This window comes from Roseomonas sp. TS2, assembly GCF_058833935.1.
Genome location: NZ_JCACVY010000094.1, coordinates 1 through 16799, shown reverse-complemented (window position 1 = coordinate 16799; position 16799 = coordinate 1). Strand labels below are relative to the sequence as shown.

Genomic DNA, 16799 nt, shown 5'->3' with positions numbered 1-16799 from the left:
CTTACTTGCTGATGGAGGCGACGACGCCGGCGCCGACGGTGCGGCCGCCCTCGCGGATGGCGAAGCGCAGGCCCTGGTCCATCGCGATCGGGGCGATCAGCTCGACGTCCATCGCCACGTTGTCGCCCGGCATCACCATCTCGACGCCCTCGGGCAGCTTCACCACGCCCGTCACGTCGGTCGTGCGGAAGTAGAACTGCGGGCGGTAGTTGGTGAAGAACGGCGTGTGGCGGCCGCCCTCTTCCTTCGTCAGGATGTAGGCCTCGGCCTTGAACTGCGTGTGCGGCGTGATCGAGCCGGGCTTGGCCAGAACCTGGCCGCGCTCCACGTCCTCGCGCTTCGTGCCGCGCAGCAGCGCGCCGATGTTGTCGCCCGCCTCGCCGCTGTCCAGCAGCTTGCGGAACATCTCGACGCCGGTCACCGTCGTCTTCACCGTGGCCTTCAGGCCGACGATCTCGACTTCCTCACCGACCTTGACGATGCCGCGCTCGACGCGCCCCGTCACCACCGTGCCGCGGCCCGAGATCGAGAACACGTCCTCGACCGGCATCAGGAACGGCAGGTCCTTGGCGCGCTCCGGCTGCGGGATGTAGCTGTCCACCGCCGCCATCAGCTCGAGGATCGCGTTCTCGCCCAGCTCCGGAGACTTGTCCTCCAGCGCCATCAGCGCCGAGCCCTTGATCACCGGGATGTCGTCGCCCGGGAACTGGTAGCTCGACAGCAGCTCACGCACCTCCATCTCGACCAGCTCCAGCAGGTCGGGGTCGGCCATGTCGCACTTGTTCAGGAACACCACCAGCGCAGGCACGCCAACCTGGCGCGCCAGCAGGATGTGCTCGCGCGTCTGCGGCATCGGGCCGTCGGCCGCCGAGACCACCAGGATCGCGCCGTCCATCTGCGCCGCGCCCGTGATCATGTTCTTCACGTAGTCGGCGTGGCCGGGGCAGTCGACATGCGCGTAGTGGCGGTTCGCCGTCTCGTACTCAACGTGAGCGGTCGAGATCGTGATGCCGCGCGCGCGCTCCTCGGGAGCCTTGTCGATCTGGTCGTACGCCGTGAACGACGCACCGCCCGACTTCGCCAGAACCTTGGTGATCGCCGCCGTCAGCGACGTCTTGCCATGGTCCACGTGCCCGATCGTACCAATGTTGCAGTGCGGCTTGTTCCGCTCAAACTTAGCTTTCGCCATTGTCTTCAGTCCCCGATCGGGTGTCGTTACCAGCGGTAGTGGCTGAAGGCCTTGTTGGCCTCTGCCATCCGGTGCGTGTCTTCGCGCTTCTTCACGGCCGTGCCGCGGTTGTTGGCCGCGTCCATCAGCTCGGAGGAGAGGCGCTCTTCCATGGTGTGCTCGCCACGCTTGCGCGCGGACTCGATCAGCCAACGGATGGCCAGAGCCTGGCGGCGCTCCGGGCGGACCTCGACGGGCACCTGGTAGGTGGCACCACCGACGCGGCGGGAGCGGACCTCGACGGCCGGCTTCACGTTGTCCATCGCCTCATGGAACAGGCGCAGGGGGTCGCTGTTCGGACCGCCGCGGCGCTTCAGGGTGTCCATGGCGGCGTAGACGATACGCTCGGCCGTGCTCTTCTTGCCGTCATACATCAGCACGTTCATGAAACGGCTGAGGACGATGTCACCGAACTTCGGATCCGGCAGAACTTCGCGCTTCTCGGCGCTGTGGCGACGCGACATCGCTCTCTTCCCTTACTTCGGCCGCTTCGCGCCGTACAGCGAGCGCCGCTTGCGCCGCTTGGCGATGCCCTGCGTATCCAGAACGCCGCGCAGGATGTGGTAGCGTACGCCGGGAAGGTCCTTCACGCGCCCGCCGCGGATCAGCACCACCGAGTGCTCCTGCAGGTTGTGACCCTCACCCGGGATGTAGCTCACGACCTCGTGGCCGTTCACCAGGCGAACCTTGGCCACCTTACGCAGCGCCGAGTTCGGCTTCTTCGGAGTGGTGGTGTAAACGCGCGTGCAGACGCCACGCTTCTGCGGGCAGCCCTGCAGGGCCGGAACCTTATTACGGCTCGGCTTGGGCTCACGCCCCGTGGCGATGAGCTGGTTGATCGTCGGCATGACGCCCCTTCGTGCCCTATTTCGAACGCCCAGGCCCTTGACAAGCAAGAGCGCCCGCAAAGGCGGCGCAGCAGCGCCACCCCTCGGGCTTGTCCCGCCCCCGGCCTCAGCCCCTGAAGTAGAGGCGGCGCCGGTTGCCCAGAACCTGTCGTCCAGAACTCCGCAAGCTATGTCCCTATGGCGGACAAAGCCCCGTCGAGGGCGCGGAACCTACGCCCCGACCCCCAATGAGTCAAGCGCGCCGCACCCCCGAACACCTGAATCCGGGCCCTTGAAAGGCCCGGCTCCCATGCACCCGGCGCAGGGCCGGGTTTGTGGGGGCGTGAATCCCCGCAAGGGGCACCCCCGAAGCGGCCGCGGGGAGAGAGAGACCCCCTCCCCGCGGCCTGATCCGCTTACTCGGCGGCCTGGCTGCCCGGCTTGGGCAGCGCGCCCTGGCCCGGCAGGCGCTGGCCGTCCCGCTGGGCGGCAAGCGCCCGCAGGCGGTTCATCACCGAGCCCGTGCCGGCCGGGATCAGCCGGCCGACGATGACGTTCTCCTTCAGGCCCGCCAGGTAGTCGACCTTGCCGGCCACCGCCGCCTCGGTCAGCACCCGGGTGGTCTCCTGGAAGGAGGCGGCCGAGATGAAGCTGGTGGTCTGCAGCGAGGCCTTGGTGATGCCCTGCAGCACCGGCTCGGCACGCGCCGGGCGCTCCTTGCGGGCGAGCAGCTTCTCGTTCTCGATCTCGAACTCGATGCGCTCGACCGTCTCGCCCACCAGGAAGGTGGTGTCGCCCGGATCCAGGATCTCCACCTTCTGCAGCATCTGGCGGACGATCACCTCGATATGCTTATCGTTGATCTTCACGCCCTGCAGTCGATAGACGTCCTGGATCTCGTTCACCAGGTAGTTCGCCAGCGCCTCGACGCCCAGCACGCGCAGAATGTCGTGCGGCACGCGCGGGCCGTCGACGAGCGGGTCGCCGGCCTTCACATAGTCGCCTTCCTGCACCGAGACGTGCTTGCCCTTCGGCACCAGGTACTCGCGCGGCACGGGCGGCTCGTCGCCCACCTGCTCCGGCACCACCAGGATGCGGCGCTTGGCCTTGTAGTCCTTGCCGAACTCCACGCGCCCGTCGATCTCGCTGATGATCGCGTGGTCCTTCGGGCGGCGGGCCTCGAACAGCTCGGCCACGCGCGGCAGACCGCCGGTGATGTCGCGCGTCTTGGAGCTCTCGCGCGGCAGGCGGGCCACCACGTCGCCGGCCTGGACCTGGGCGCCGTTGTCGACCGAGAGGATCGAGTCCGGCGACAGGAAGTACCGGGCCTCGGCACCGTTGGCGAGCTTGACGATCCCGCCCTTCTCATCCTTCAGGATGATGCGGGGCCGCAGATCGGCGCCCTTCGCCGCCTGCTTGTAGTCCACCACCACGCGGGAGGAGAGGCCGGTCACCTCGTCCTGCCGCTCGACGAGGGTGATGCCCTCGATCAGGTCGGCATATTCGACGGTGCCCGCCTTCTCGGTGATGATCGGCAGGGTGAAGGGGTCCCACTCGGCCAGCTTCTGGCCGCGCGTCACCTCCGCGCCGTCCTCCAGCACCAGCAGGCGCGCGCCGTAGGGCACGCGGTAGCGGGCGCGCTCGCGGCCATTGGCGTCCGACAGCACGATCTCGCAGTTACGCGACATCACGATCGGCACGCCCTGGCTGTTCGCCACGACGTTGCGGTTCAGCACGGCCACGGTGCCGTCGCTGGTCGCCTCCACCGCCGACTGCTCGGCGCCACGCTGCGCCGCGCCGCCGATGTGGAAGGTACGCATGGTCAGCTGCGTGCCCGGCTCGCCGATCGACTGCGCGGCGATGACGCCGACAGCCTCGCCGATGTTCACCGTGGTGCCACGCGCCAGGTCGCGGCCGTAGCAGAAGCCGCAGACGCCGGAGCGCGCGTCGCAGGTGAGCACGGAGCGGATGTAGACTTCCTCGACGCCCGCCTTCTCGATCAGGTCGGCGCTCGGCTCGTCGATCAGCGTGTTGCGCGGCAGCAGAACCTCGCCCGTCGCCGGGTCGGCGATGTCGCGCTGCGCGGTCCGGCCGAGGATCCGCTCGGAGAGCGAGGAGACCGTCTCGCCGCCATCCATCACGGCGCGCACGGTGATGCCGCGCTCGGTGCCGCAGTCGTTCTCGACGATGATGCAGTCCTGCGCCACGTCCACCAGGCGGCGGGTCAGGTAGCCGGAGTTCGCGGTCTTCAGCGCGGTGTCCGCGAGGCCCTTGCGGGCGCCGTGGGTCGAGTTGAAGTACTCCAGGACGGACAGGCCCTCCTTGAAGTTCGCGATGATCGGCTGCTCGATGATCTCGCCCGAGGGCTTGGCCATCAGGCCGCGCATGCCGGCCAGCTGGCGCATCTGCGCCGGCGAGCCACGGGCACCGGAATGCGACATCATCCAGACGCTGTTGATGGGCCGGCCGATCTCCTGCTTGGAGATCTCCTTCATCATCGCGCCCGCCACCTCGTCCGTGCAGCGCGACCAGGCGTCGACCACCTTGTTGTAGCGCTCGCCCGCCGTGATCAGGCCGTCGAGGTACTGCTGCTCGAACTCCTTCACCTCGGCCTTGGTGCGCGCGATGAGCCCCTCCTTCTCGGCGGGGATCATCATGTCGTCCTTGCCGAAGGAGATGCCGGCCTTGGCCGCCTGGCGGAAGCCGAGCGCCATCAGGCGGTCGGCGAAGATCACCGACTCCTTCTGGCCGCAATGGCGGTACACCGCGTCCATGACGTCCGAGATGGACTTCTTGGTGAGCTGACGGTTGACCAGGCTGTAGGGCGTGCGCGGGTCGCGCGGCAGCAGCGCGCCCATCATCATGCGCCCGGCCGTGGTCAGCACCGTCTCATGCCGCTTCGGATTGCCCTCCAGCGGCGCCGGCACGCGGGCCATGACGGCCGTGTGCAGGGTGATGGAGCCAGCGGCCAGCGCCTGCTCCACCTCGCCGAGGTCGCCGAAGACATAGGGGCGGTGGTTGAGCGCCCGCTTCTCCGCCGCGCCCAGCGCCTCGGGCGCCTTGCCGTCGGTGCCGGCGATCAGCGCCCTGATCTCCTCCAGCTCCTTCTGGGCCGCGCGGAATTCCGGCGTCTCCAGCGAGAGGTAGTAGAGACCCAGCACGATGTCCTGGCTCGGCACGATGATCGGCTTGCCGTTGGCGGGGCTGAGGATGTTGTTGGTCGACATCATCAGCACGCGCGCCTCGAGCTGGGCCTCGAGGCTCAGCGGCACGTGCACGGCCATCTGGTCGCCGTCGAAGTCGGCGTTGAAGGCGGTGCAGACCAGCGGGTGCAGCTGGATCGCCTTGCCCTCGACCAGGATCGGCTCGAAGGCCTGGATGCCCAGGCGGTGCAGCGTCGGCGCCCGGTTCAGCATCACCGGATGCTCGCGGATCACCTCCTCGAGGATGTCCCACACCTCGGGACGCTCCTTCTCCACCATCCGCTTGGCGGCCTTGATGGTGGTGGCGTGGCCGTACTTCTCGAGCTTCGAGTAGATGAAGGGCTTGAACAGCTCCAGCGCCATCTTCTTCGGCAGGCCGCACTGGTGCAGCTTCAGCTCGGGGCCGACGACGATGACCGAACGGCCGGAATAGTCGACGCGCTTGCCCAGCAGGTTCTGCCGGAACCGGCCCTGCTTGCCCTTCAGCATGTCGGAGAGCGACTTCAGCGGGCGCTTGTTGGCACCCGTGATGGCGCGGCCGCGGCGGCCGTTGTCGAACAGCGCGTCGACCGACTCCTGCAGCATGCGCTTCTCGTTGCGCACGATGATATCCGGCGCGCGCAGCTCGATCAGCCGCTTGAGGCGGTTGTTGCGGTTGATGACGCGGCGGTACAGGTCGTTCAGGTCGGAGGTGGCAAAGCGGCCGCCATCCAGCGGCACCAGCGGGCGCAGCTCGGGCGGGATCACCGGCACGACGTCGAGGATCATCCACTCAGGGCGGGCACCGCCCTCCTTGAACGACTCGATCATCTTCAGCCGCTTGACCAGCTTCTTGCGCTTGGCCTCGGAGGTGGTCTCCTTGAGGTCGGCGCGCAGCTGGGTGCTCTCGCGGTCCAGCTCGATGCCGGCGAGCATCTGCTTCACCGCCTCGGCGCCGATGCCGACGGAGAACGCGTCCTCGCCGAACTCGTCCTGCTTTGAGAGGTACTGGTCCTCGGTCAGCAGCTGGTGCAGCTTGAGGTCGGTCAGGCCCGGCTCGAGAACCACGTAGCTCTCGAAGTACAGGACCTTCTCCAGCTCCTTCAGCGACATGTCGACCATCAGGCCGACGCGCGAGGGCAGGCTCTTCATGAACCAGATGTGGGCGACGGGCGAGGCCAGCTCGATATGGCCCATGCGCTCGCGGCGCACCTTGGCCAGCGTCACCTCGACGCCGCACTTCTCGCAGATGATGCCGCGGAACTTCATCCGCTTGTACTTGCCGCACAGGCACTCGTAGTCCTTGATCGGACCGAAGATGCGCGCGCAGAAAAGCCCGTCCCGCTCCGGCTTGAAGGTGCGGTAGTTGATCGTCTCGGGCTTCTTGATCTCACCGTAGGACCAGGAGCGGATCTGCTCCGGGCTGGCGATGGTGATCTTGATCTGATCGAACGTCATCGCCTGGCCGGTCTGGCCCAGGATCTTCATCAGCTCGTTCATGCGGCCGTCCTCTCAAGGTGAGGCCGCCGCGCCGGGGCGAACCCGGCGCGGCTGAGCAAAGTTTGGTTCAGGCTCGGCGAGGCACTCACGCCGGGCGGTTCTCCAGGTCGACGTTCAGGCCGAGCGACTTCAACTCCTTCACCAGGACGTTGAAGGACTCCGGAATGCCCGCCTCGAAGCTGTCCTGGTCGCGGACGATGGCCTCGTACACCTTGGTGCGGCCGGACACGTCGTCCGACTTCACCGTCAGCATCTCCTGCAGCGTGTAGGCGGCGCCATAGGCTTCCAGCGCCCAGACCTCCATCTCGCCGAAGCGCTGGCCGCCGAACTGCGCCTTGCCGCCCAGCGGCTGCTGGGTGACGAGGCTGTAGGGGCCGATGGAGCGGGCGTGGATCTTGTCGTCCACCAGGTGGTGCAGCTTCAGCATGTAGATGTAGCCGACCGTCACCTTGCGCTCGAAGATCTCGCCGGTGCGGCCGTCGGTCAGCTGGCTCTGGCCGGAGGTGTCGAGCCCCGCCTTGTCCAGCATCTGCTCGATGTCCGACATGCGGGCACCGTCGAAGACCGGTGTCGCGATGGGCACGCCCTTCTTCAGGTTCTCGCCCAGCTCGATCAGCTGGTCCTCGGACATGTCCTCGATGTCGCGGCCGAAGATCTCGTCGCCATAGACATCGCGGAGCTTGTCGAGCAGCGCCTCGCGCGCCGCGCCGGCCCGGCGGTAATCCTCGACCAGCTCGCCGATGGACTTGCCGATATTGGCGCAGGCCCAGCCCAGATGCGTCTCCAGGATCTGCCCGACATTCATGCGCGAGGGCACGCCCAGCGGGTTCAGCACGAGGTCGACCGAGGTGCCGTCCTCCAGGAACGGCATGTCCTCCACCGGCACGACGCGGGAGACCACGCCCTTGTTGCCGTGGCGGCCGGCCATCTTGTCGCCCGGCTGCAGCTTGCGCTTCACTGCGATGAAGACCTTGACCATCTTCATCACGCCGGGCGGCAGCTCGTCGCCGCGCTGCAGCTTCTCCACCTTGCTCTCGAAGCGCTTCTGCAGCTTCTCGACCGCGGCGTCGAACTCGCGCTTCAGCGCCTCGATCTCGACCATCACGGCGTCATCCTGCACGCCGATCTGGCGCCAGGTGGCCTTGGCGAACTGGTCCAGCACCTCGTCATTGATGACGGTGCCGGCCTTCACGCCCTTGAAGCCGCCCGAGGCCTTCTGGTTCAGCAGACGCTCGCGCAGGCGGGAGTGGAAGCTCCGCTCCTGGATCGACTTCTCGTCGTCGCGGTCCTTGGCCAGCCGCTCGATCTCGGCGCGGTCGATCGCCATGGCGCGCTCGTCCTTGTCGACGCCGCGGCGGTTGAACACCCGCACGTCCACAATGGTGCCGGTCGTGCCGGGCGGCAGGCGCAGCGAGGTGTCGCGCACGTCGGACGCCTTCTCGCCGAAGATGGCGCGGAGCAGCTTCTCCTCCGGCGTCATCGGGCTCTCGCCCTTCGGCGTCACCTTACCCACCAGGATGTCGCCCGGGTTCACCTCGGCGCCGACATAGACGATGCCGGCCTCGTCGAGGTTGCGGAGCGCCTCCTCGCCGACATTCGGGATGTCGCGGGTGATCTCCTCCTGGCCCAGCTTGGTGTCGCGGGCCATCACCTCGAATTCCTCGATATGGATCGAGGTGAAGACGTCATCCTTGGCGATGCGCTCGCTGATGAGGATGGAGTCCTCGAAGTTGTACCCGTTCCAGGGCATGAAGGCGACGAGCACGTTGCGGCCCAGCGCCAGCTCGCCCAGCTCGGTGGAGGGGCCATCGGCGATGATGTCGCCGGCCGCCACCTGGTCGCCCACCTTCACCAGCGGGCGCTGGTTGATGCAGGTGCTCTGGTTGGAGCGCTGGAACTTGCGCAGGCGGTAGATGTCGACACCGCGGGTGGTGCCGTCCTCCTCGCTCGTCGCGCGCACCACGATGCGGGCGCCGTCGATGCTGTCCACCACGCCGCCGCGGCGGGCCACGATGGTGGCGCCGGAGTCGCGCGCCACGGCCGCTTCCATGCCGGTGCCGACCAGCGGCGCGTCGGAGCGCACCAGCGGCACGGCCTGCCGCATCATGTTGGAGCCCATCAGCGCGCGGTTGGCGTCGTCGTTCTCGAGGAACGGGATCAGCGCCGCGGCGACGGAGACCAGCTGCTTGGGCGAGACGTCGATCGCCGTCACCTCTTCCGGCTTCACCAGCCGGAAGTCGCCGCCCTGGCGGACGGAGACGAGGTCGGACAGGAACTCGCCGCTGTCGGCGTTCACCTCGGCATCCGCCTGGGCGACCACCAGCTTCTCCTCCTCCATGGCGGAGAGGTAGCGGGGCGAGCCGACGATCTTGCCGTCCTTCACCAGGCGGTACGGCGTCTCGATGAAGCCGTACTTGTTCACCTTGGCGAAGGTGGCGAGGCTGTTGATCAGGCCGATATTCGGGCCTTCCGGCGTCTCGATCGGGCAGATGCGGCCGTAATGCGTCGGGTGCACGTCGCGCACCTCGAAGCCGGCGCGCTCGCGCGTCAGGCCGCCCGGGCCAAGCGCCGAGAGGCGGCGCTTGTGCGTCACCTCGGACAGCGGGTTGGTCTGGTCCATGAACTGCGACAGCTGGCTGCTGCCGAAGAACTCGCGCACCGCCGCCGCCGCCGGCTTGGCGTTGATCAGGTCATGCGGCATGACGGTGTCGATATCGACCGACCCCATGCGCTCCTTGATCGCGCGCTCCATGCGCAGCAGGCCGACGCGGTACTGGTTCTCCATCAGCTCGCCGACCGAGCGCACCCGGCGGTTGCCGAGGTTGTCGATGTCGTCGATCTGGCCCTTGCCGTCCTTCAGCTCGAGCAGCGTCTTGACCGTGGCCAGGATGTCCTGCTTGCGCAGCGTGCGGATGTGGTCCGGCACGTCGTCCAGGCTGAAGCCCAGGCGCATGTTCATCTTGACGCGGCCGACCGTGGAGAGGTCGTAGCGCTCGGCGTCGAAGAACAGGCCGCGGAACAGGGCCTCGGCGGTCTCCGGCGTCGGCGGCTCGCCCGGGCGCATCACCCGGTAGATGTCCATCAGCGCCTCGTCCCGGGTGGCGTTCTTGTCCACCGCCAGGGTGTTGCGCAGCCAGGGGCCGACATTCTGGCCGGTCGCCAGCGTCGGCAGGGTGTCGATGCCCGCCTGCTCGATCTGCGCCAGCTTCGGCTCGGTCAGCTCCTCGCCGGCCTCGGCCCAGATCTCGCCGGTGGTGAGGTCCACCATGTCCTCGGCGACGAAGCGGCCCAGCAGCTCGGCGCGGGAGACCAGCACCTCCTTGGTGCCGTTCTCCGCGATCTTGCGGGCCAGGCGCGGCGTCAGCTTGGTGTCGCGCTCCGCCACCACCTCGCCGCTCTCGGCGTCGACCAGGTTCTCGATCAGCTTCAGGCCGCGGAAGCCCTCCGGCTGGAAGGGCTGGCTCCAGCCCTTCGGCCCGCGGCGGAACACCACCTGGTCGTAGAAGGTGTTGAGGATCTCCTCGGCGTCCATGCCGCGGACCTCGCCCGGCTCCAGGGCCTCGCCGCGCTCGGCGCGGAGCTGCTCGGTGCGGGCGGATTCCAGGGCGTAGAGCAGCGTCGTGGCGGGCAGCTTGCGCTTCCGGTCCACGCGGACGTAGCAGATGTCCTTGGCGTCGAACTCGAAGTCGAGCCAGGAGCCGCGGTAGGGGATGACGCGGGCGGCGAAGAGGTACTTGCCGCTGCTGTGCGTCTTGCCCTTGTCGTGGTCGAAGAACACGCCCGGGCTGCGGTGCATCTGGCTGACGATGACACGCTCGGTGCCATTGATGATGAAGGTGCCGTTGTCCGTCATGAGCGGCATGTCGCCCATGTAGACATCCTGCTCCTTGATGTCGCGGACCGAGCGCGAGCCCGTGTCCTCATCCACGTCCCACACGATGAGACGCAGGCGCACCTTCAGCGGCGCGGCGAAAGTCAGCCCGCGCTGGATGCATTCCTCGACATCATACTTCGGCTCTTCGAGCTCGTACTGCACGAACTCCAGGCGGCCGCGGCCCGCGAAATCGTCGATCGGAAAGACCGACTTGAACACTTCCTGAAGCCCGGTATTCGTGCGAGCGTCCGGATCCACCCCCATCTGCAGGAACGCCTCGTAGGAGGCTCTCTGCACATCGATGAGGTTCGGCATCGGCGCCACCTCGGGCAGCCGCCCGAAAGACTTCCGGATGCGCTTCCGCCCGGTGAACGACTTCGTGATCGCGTTCATGCCCGTCCTGCTTCCCTTCGCTCCGGCCCAACCGTCCCGGCCGGCGGGTCACCCCACCTTCTGGCGCGCCGCAAGATTGCCCTGCGAAACGCAGTCGCGGGCAGGAACCCGAGGGTCCCTGCCCGACTCGCCCAGTCTGACCCGGCCCCACGCATGGCGCGGGGCCAGGACGGTCTTACTTGACCTCGACCTTGGCGCCGTTCTCCTCGAGGACCTTCTTGATCTTCTCGGCCTCGTCCTTGGAAACGCCTTCCTTCACGGTCTTCGGCGCGCCCTCGACCAGATCCTTGGCCTCCTTCAGGCCCAGGCCGGTGATGGTGCGGATTTCCTTGATGACGTTGATCTTCTTGTCACCGGCGCTCGCCAGAGTGACCGTGAACTCGGTCTGCTCCTCAACCGGCGCGGCGGCGGCGCCAGCGGCCGGGGCCGCGGCAACAGCCACCGGAGCGGCGGCGGAGACGCCCCACTTCTCTTCCAGCAGCTTGGACAGCTCGGCGGCTTCCAGAACGGTCAGGCTGGAGAGCTCGTCAACCAGCTTCGCGAGATCGGCCATGGTTTTCTATCCTTCGATGTAATCGCTTGGCATGATGAATGCAATCCCCGGCCGGCGGAGTGAGGCCGCCCGGGGGGTCTTCCGCGAAAGGCGCCTGTTAGGCCGCCTCGTCCTTCTTGGCGTAAGCCGCCAGCACGCGCGCCACCTGCCCGCCGGGTGCCTGAAGCACACCAGCGATCCGCGTCGCCGGGGTCTGGATGAGACCCACCAGCTGCGCGCGCAGGGTTTCGAGCGAGGGCAGGGTCGCCAGGGCCTTCACGCCATCGGCGTTCAGCGTCTGGTTCCCGATTGCCCCGCCCAGGATCACGAACTTGTCGTTACCCTTGGCGAACTCCACGGCGGTCTTCGCCACGGCCACCGGGTCGGTCGACCACGCAAGCGCGGTCGGGCCCTTCAGCAGCGGCGAGATGCCCTGGAAGCGGGTGCCGTCGAGGGCGAGGGTGGCCAGCCGGTTCTTCGCGACCTTATACGTCGCGCCCGCCGCTCGCATTTGGCGCCGCAGATTGCTCACCTCGGCGACCGTCAGACCCTTGTTCTGGGCGACGAGCACAAAGGAAGTATCCGCGAACACCTCCGCGAGGGAGGCAACGAACGCACGCTTCTCCGTACGATCCAACTCCCGTCTCCGTCGGTGGCCGGCCCTTGTGGAGGGGGTCCGGCCGGTTCACACGGGGGCCGACGCAGGTGTTCACCCGCGCAAGCCCCGGTTCGCCTGTCTGAGTCTGCGGAAGACCAAGCCATCACGCCCGGCCGCCTGTGCGGCCAAGGCTGCGATCTCTCTCGGCATCCCCATCTCACGCCTGCGGGGCGGATGCCCCCTTAAAGCCCTTGGGCCACATGCGTTCTCGGACAGGTTTCAGAGGGCGGGCCAGCCCGCCCCCTTGCCCGCGCCCCGCCGGAGCGGAGCGCGTATCTCTGCGGCCCGGCTTACGCCGAGGCCAGCGAGGTGACGTCCACCTTCAGGCCGGGGCCCATCGAGGAGGAGAGCGCCACCTTCTTCACATAGGTGCCCTTGGCGCCGGTCGGCTTGGCGCGCTGGATCGCCTCGACGAAGGCGCGCGCGTTCTCGACCAGCTGCTCCTCCGAGAAGGAGACCTTGCCGATGCCGGCATGGACGATACCGGCCTTCTCGGCGCGGAACTCCACCTGGCCGGCCTTGGCGGCGGCCACGGCGTCCTTGACGTTCATCGTCACGGTGCCGAGCTTCGGGTTCGGCATCAGGCCGCGCGGGCCCAGGATCTTACCGAGGCGGCCGACCAGGCCCATCATGTCCGGCGTTGCGATGCAGCGATCGAACTCGATCTTGCCTTCCTGCACCAGCGCGGCCAGGTCGTCGGCGCCCACCACGTCGGCCCCGGCGGCCTGCGCCTCCTCGGCCTTCGCGCCGCGGGCGAACACGCCGACGCGGACCGTCTTGCCCGTGCCGTGCGGCAGGGAGACCATGGAGCGCACCATCTGGTCGGCGTGGCGCGGGTCGATGCCGAGGTTCATCGAGATCTCGACGGTCTCGTCGAACTTCGCCTTGGCGTTCGCCTTCACCGTGGCCACGGCCTCCGGCAGCGCGAACAGCTTGTCACGGTCCAGACCGGCGTAGATCGCCTTCAGACGCTTGCCCTGCTTGGCCATGATCAGCCCTCCACCACGGACATGCCCATCGAGCGGGCGGAACCGGCCAGCATGCGCACGGCGGCCTCCACGTCGTTGGCGTTCATGTCCTTCATCTTGGTCGCGGCGATCTCGCGCAGCTGCGACTTGGTCACGCGGCCCACCACGCCACCCTTGCCGGGGGTCTGGCTGCCCTTGTCCAGCTTCGCCGCCTTGAGCAGGAAGTAGGTGTTGGGCGGGGTCTTCGTGATGAAGGAGAAGGTGCGGTCGGAGAAGGCGGTGATGACCACCGGCGTCGGCGTGCCGGGCTCCATGCCCTGCGTCGCCGCGTTGAATTCCTTCACGAACTGCATGATGTTCAGGCCGCGCTGACCCAGGGCCGGGCCCACCGGCGGCGAGGGGTTCGCCTTGCCCGCCGGGATCTGCAGCTTGATGTAGCCGACGATCTTCTTCGCCATAGTCGTTCCTCTGCGCTCTCAGAGGCGCGCGGTGCTTGCGGCTGTCCCCGATAGGCTGGGGCCGGGCCTCCCGCGTCCCTGAAGAAAACGCCGCAACGGCCTGGCACGCGGGGAGCGCGCAGCACGGCGTGATTGCGGCGGAGGCGGGCGTATACCCCTCTCTCCCGCGCGAGTCCAGACAAAGACCAGCCCTGCCGCGCATGGCTCCGCTGCCGGCGCGGCAGGTCTGCCGCCGCCGGCCGCCTCAGCCGGCGCTGAGGGCCTGCAGCATCGCCAGGTGCTGCTCGATGCTGGCCGCCGCCAGGGTGGAGATCACCCGCTCCTCCCGCAGGCCGCCGCCGCGCAGCGCCTGGTGCGCCGCCAGCAGCTCCCGGTGGCCGAGGCGCTGGCCCTGGAGGTAGAGGGTGTCGAAGGCGTCGCCCTGCAGCGTCTCGAGCTGCTGCAGCATCGCCAGCTTCTCGCCCGGCATCATCACCGTGGCGGGCAGCGGCAGGCCGGCGAGCTGCATGGCCTGCAGCAGCGCCTGCTGCTCCGCCACCTCGAACTGCGCGAAGGTGCGCACCGGCGCCTGCCCGGCGCGGCTGGCGGCGAGCTGGCTGCTGTTGAGCGCGAAGGTGCCGCCCGCCAGCGCCGCCTGCCGTGCTTCCATGAGGTCGGAGCTCATGGCGCCGGCCGGCATCGCGCCCTGCGCCCGGGCGCCGGCGGGAAGCAGCAGGGGGACCAGCGTGGCGCTGGCGAGGGCGGCCAGGGCATTGCGGCGGATCATGACCGTTCATCCTGTTGAGGTGGCAGCCATGGAACCGGCGCGGCCCGCGGTCGTTCCCCCTGCCGGCTCGCCCTCCTCGCGGAGGCCGCCGGAGAGGAAGGATCGCGGCCGCTGGCGGCATCAGAGGGCAGCCGCCCGAAGCCTCTCCCGCCAGATGGACTGCCGGTTCCTGAGTTCGCTGGAGCGGGTCAGGGCCGGAAAATCGTCACGCAGACGCTCGAGCTCCTCGAACCTGAATCCGCCCTGCCCGTGGACGTTCCAGGCGGTCTGCAGCGCGCCATAAGGGCAGCTTCCCTGCCTCAGCGTGAACCACAGGCTATTCTGCTGGGTGTCGAGATGGCGGCTCTGTCCGACCCATGTCTCCCCCGTGGCGACGCAGATGACGGCGAACACGCCATAGCCTGGCTTCCGTTCCTTGTAGGCGGCGCAGGCAGCCTTGCGGGCGCTCCGGTCCATGATTGACCTCCTTTTTCACCCGGGCAATATTAGGCTGAATTTTTACCCGGGTAAATAATCTCATGAATGACTCACCGGACGAAACCGAAAGCCCCGGGGCGGGCAGTTTCGTGGTCTTCGAAGGGTTCGCGCGCCTCGCATCCGGAACCCTGGCCGAGGCCGCGCTGGCGGCGAAGCGGGCGCAGGAACGCGGCACCCGGTCGGCTGTCCTGGTGTTCGACCAGGCCACCGGCGCGGTCACGGATCTCGATCTTCGCGGAACCGAGGCGGAGATTGCCGCCCGCCATGCGCCCCTCGCCCGGCCCGCCACGAAGCGGGGGCGCCCGAAGCTGGGCGTGGTCGCGCGCGAAGTGACCCTCCTGCCACGTCACTGGGAGTGGCTGGCCAGCCAGCCCGGCGGCGCATCGGTGGCCTTGCGGAGGCTGGTGGAGGCGGCACGCAAGCTCGACAGTGAATCGGGTGCGCCACGCCGGCGGACGGAAGCCGCCTACCGCTTCATGTCGGCCATGGCGGGCGATCTGCCGGGCTTCGAGGATGCCGCGCGCGCCCTGTTCGCCCAGGACCGGGAGCGGCTGCTGCACTGCATACGGGCATGGGCGCCGGACATCCGGGATCAGCTGCTCCGCTATCTGGGCCCAGGCGGCGAAGCCAGCCCCGGCTGACGGCAAAGGGCTCGGGGGAGGGCTGGGCGCGATCCACGCCGCCAGGCCTCGCCAGCGGCTTCCTGAACAATCGGCCATATTGTTTGTCTGCTAACCATAAGCCCCCTACCTTTCCCGCATGTCCTCCGCCGCCCCGCCCCTGCCCGAGCTGTTCCGCCGCTTCGGCGACCATTTCGTGCGGATCACGCGCGCCTGGCGGCGCGAGGCCGACCTGCGGCTCGCACCCCTCTCCCTGTCCCACGCCACCGCCTCCGCCCTGCTTCTGCTGCGCGCGCGGGGCGATGCGCCCTGCCGGCAGGGCGCGCTGGCCCAGGCCCTCGGCATCGAGCAGCCCTCCCTGGTGCGGCTGCTGGACCAGCTCTGCGCCGCCGGCATGGTCGAGCGCCATGCGGACCCGGCCGACCGGCGTGCCCGCATCCTGCACCTCACCGCCGCCGGGCGGCGGGCCGCGGAACAGGCCGAGGGGCTGCTGGAGGCGCTTCGCGCCGAGCTGCTGGGCACCGCCGCGCCGCAGGACCTGGAGGCCACCATGCGGGTGCTGGAAGGCATGTGGCACCGGCTCGGCGTGCACGGAGGGCAGCCCTGATGCCCGCTTGGCCCGCCCGCGCCGACTGGCTCTATTCCGCGCGCAGCTTCGCCGCCGCCGCGCTGGCGCTGCTCGTCGCCTTCGGGCTGGACCTGCCGCGCCCCTACTGGGCCATGGCCACGGTCTATATCGTTGCCCAGCCCTTCGCCGGCGCGCTGCGCGCCAAGGCGCTGTGGCGGCTGGTCGGCACGCTGTGCGGCGGCGCCTTCTCCATCCTGGTGCTGCCCAACCTGGCCGGCGCGCCGCCGCTGCTGCTGCTGGCCCTGGCGCTGTGGATCGGCACCTGCCTCGCCGCCTCCTTCTACGACCCCACGCCGCGCGCCTACGCCTTCATGCTCTCCGGCTACACGGCGGCGCTGATCTGCTTCCCCATCGTCGAGCAGCCGCAGGCGGTGTTCGACACGGCGGTCTCCCGCATGCTGGAGATCGGCCTCGGCATCCTCTGCGCCTGGCTGATGCACGGCGTGCTGTTCCCGCGCCGGGGCGTGCCGCGCCTGCTGGCCGCCAGCCGCGCCTGGCTCGCCGACCTCGCCCGCTTCGGCGCGGACAGCCTCTCCGGGGTCCATGATCCGGAACGCTTCGCCGCCGAGCGCCGCCGCATCGCGCGCGACGGCGCGGCGCTGGAGCTGCTGTTCCAGCAGACCCGCTACGAGGCGGAGAGCCGCCGCGCGCCGCAGCTCTGGGCGCCGCACCTGCGCGAGCGCGCCCG

The 16799-nt window shown here is 68.7% G+C and carries 14 protein-coding genes; 3 read left to right on the top strand and 11 right to left on the bottom strand.

Translation table 11 applies throughout. The annotated features are described in order from the left end of the window. Position 1 precedes the first annotated feature (1 nt). From tuf to ACZJYS_RS14950, 11 genes are all read right to left on the bottom strand, one after another. Positions 2-1189 carry an elongation factor Tu gene (tuf, locus tag ACZJYS_RS15000; RefSeq protein ID WP_109517967.1) on the bottom strand — a complete coding sequence of 396 codons (1188 nt, stop codon included), beginning with the start codon at positions 1187-1189 and terminating at the stop codon, positions 2-4. 26 nt (positions 1190-1215) lie between these two features. Continuing rightward, on the bottom strand, positions 1216-1692 hold the full coding sequence (gene rpsG, locus ACZJYS_RS14995; RefSeq protein ID WP_109517968.1) for a 30S ribosomal protein S7: 477 nt from the start codon (positions 1690-1692) through the stop codon (positions 1216-1218). 12 nt (positions 1693-1704) lie between these two features. Beyond that, positions 1705-2076 carry a 30S ribosomal protein S12 gene (gene rpsL, locus ACZJYS_RS14990; protein WP_099097356.1) on the bottom strand — a complete coding sequence of 124 codons (372 nt, stop codon included), beginning with the start codon at positions 2074-2076 and terminating at the stop codon, positions 1705-1707. A 395-nt stretch (positions 2077-2471) separates the two neighbouring features. After that, positions 2472-6737, bottom strand: a complete 4266-nt coding sequence (rpoC, locus tag ACZJYS_RS14985) for a DNA-directed RNA polymerase subunit beta' (RefSeq protein ID WP_109517969.1) — start codon at positions 6735-6737, stop codon at positions 2472-2474. A gap of 85 nt (positions 6738-6822) precedes the next feature. Continuing rightward, positions 6823-11004, bottom strand: coding sequence for a DNA-directed RNA polymerase subunit beta (rpoB, locus tag ACZJYS_RS14980; protein WP_493179353.1), 4182 nt, complete (start codon positions 11002-11004; stop codon positions 6823-6825). Positions 11005-11179: 175 nt separating this feature from the next. Then, entirely contained in the window at positions 11180-11557 is a 378-nt protein-coding gene (gene rplL, locus ACZJYS_RS14975) for a 50S ribosomal protein L7/L12 (protein WP_109517971.1), read from the bottom strand. A gap of 97 nt (positions 11558-11654) precedes the next feature. Next, positions 11655-12173, bottom strand: coding sequence for a 50S ribosomal protein L10 (rplJ, locus tag ACZJYS_RS14970; protein ID WP_099097360.1), 519 nt, complete (start codon positions 12171-12173; stop codon positions 11655-11657). Positions 12174-12484: 311 nt separating this feature from the next. Next, positions 12485-13183, bottom strand: a complete 699-nt coding sequence (gene rplA, locus ACZJYS_RS14965) for a 50S ribosomal protein L1 (RefSeq protein ID WP_109517972.1) — start codon at positions 13181-13183, stop codon at positions 12485-12487. Between the two features lie 2 nt (positions 13184-13185). Next, complete coding sequence (gene rplK, locus ACZJYS_RS14960; protein WP_109517973.1) at positions 13186-13620, bottom strand: 50S ribosomal protein L11; 435 nt, start codon at positions 13618-13620, stop codon at positions 13186-13188. A 244-nt stretch (positions 13621-13864) separates the two neighbouring features. Further along, the gene (locus tag ACZJYS_RS14955; protein ID WP_493179349.1) at positions 13865-14386 is read right to left on the bottom strand and encodes a DUF4142 domain-containing protein; all 522 of its coding nucleotides are present in this window, start codon (positions 14384-14386) and stop codon (positions 13865-13867) included. Between the two features lie 120 nt (positions 14387-14506). Continuing rightward, complete coding sequence (locus ACZJYS_RS14950) at positions 14507-14842, bottom strand: GIY-YIG nuclease family protein (RefSeq protein ID WP_493179347.1); 336 nt, start codon at positions 14840-14842, stop codon at positions 14507-14509. A 62-nt stretch (positions 14843-14904) separates the two neighbouring features. On the opposite strand from ACZJYS_RS14950, the gene ACZJYS_RS14945 reads away from it, so the two are divergent. The 3 genes from ACZJYS_RS14945 to ACZJYS_RS14935 all read left to right on the top strand — a co-directional run. Continuing rightward, positions 14905-15504 carry a DUF2239 family protein gene (locus ACZJYS_RS14945; protein WP_493179345.1) on the top strand — a complete coding sequence of 200 codons (600 nt, stop codon included), beginning with the start codon at positions 14905-14907 and terminating at the stop codon, positions 15502-15504. Positions 15505-15622: 118 nt separating this feature from the next. Then, positions 15623-16090, top strand: coding sequence for a MarR family winged helix-turn-helix transcriptional regulator (locus ACZJYS_RS14940; protein WP_493179343.1), 468 nt, complete (start codon positions 15623-15625; stop codon positions 16088-16090). After that, a partial coding sequence (locus ACZJYS_RS14935; RefSeq protein ID WP_493179341.1) for an FUSC family protein occupies positions 16090-16799 on the top strand: 710 nt, incomplete at its 3' end. The genes ACZJYS_RS14940 and ACZJYS_RS14935, both read left to right, overlap by 1 nt.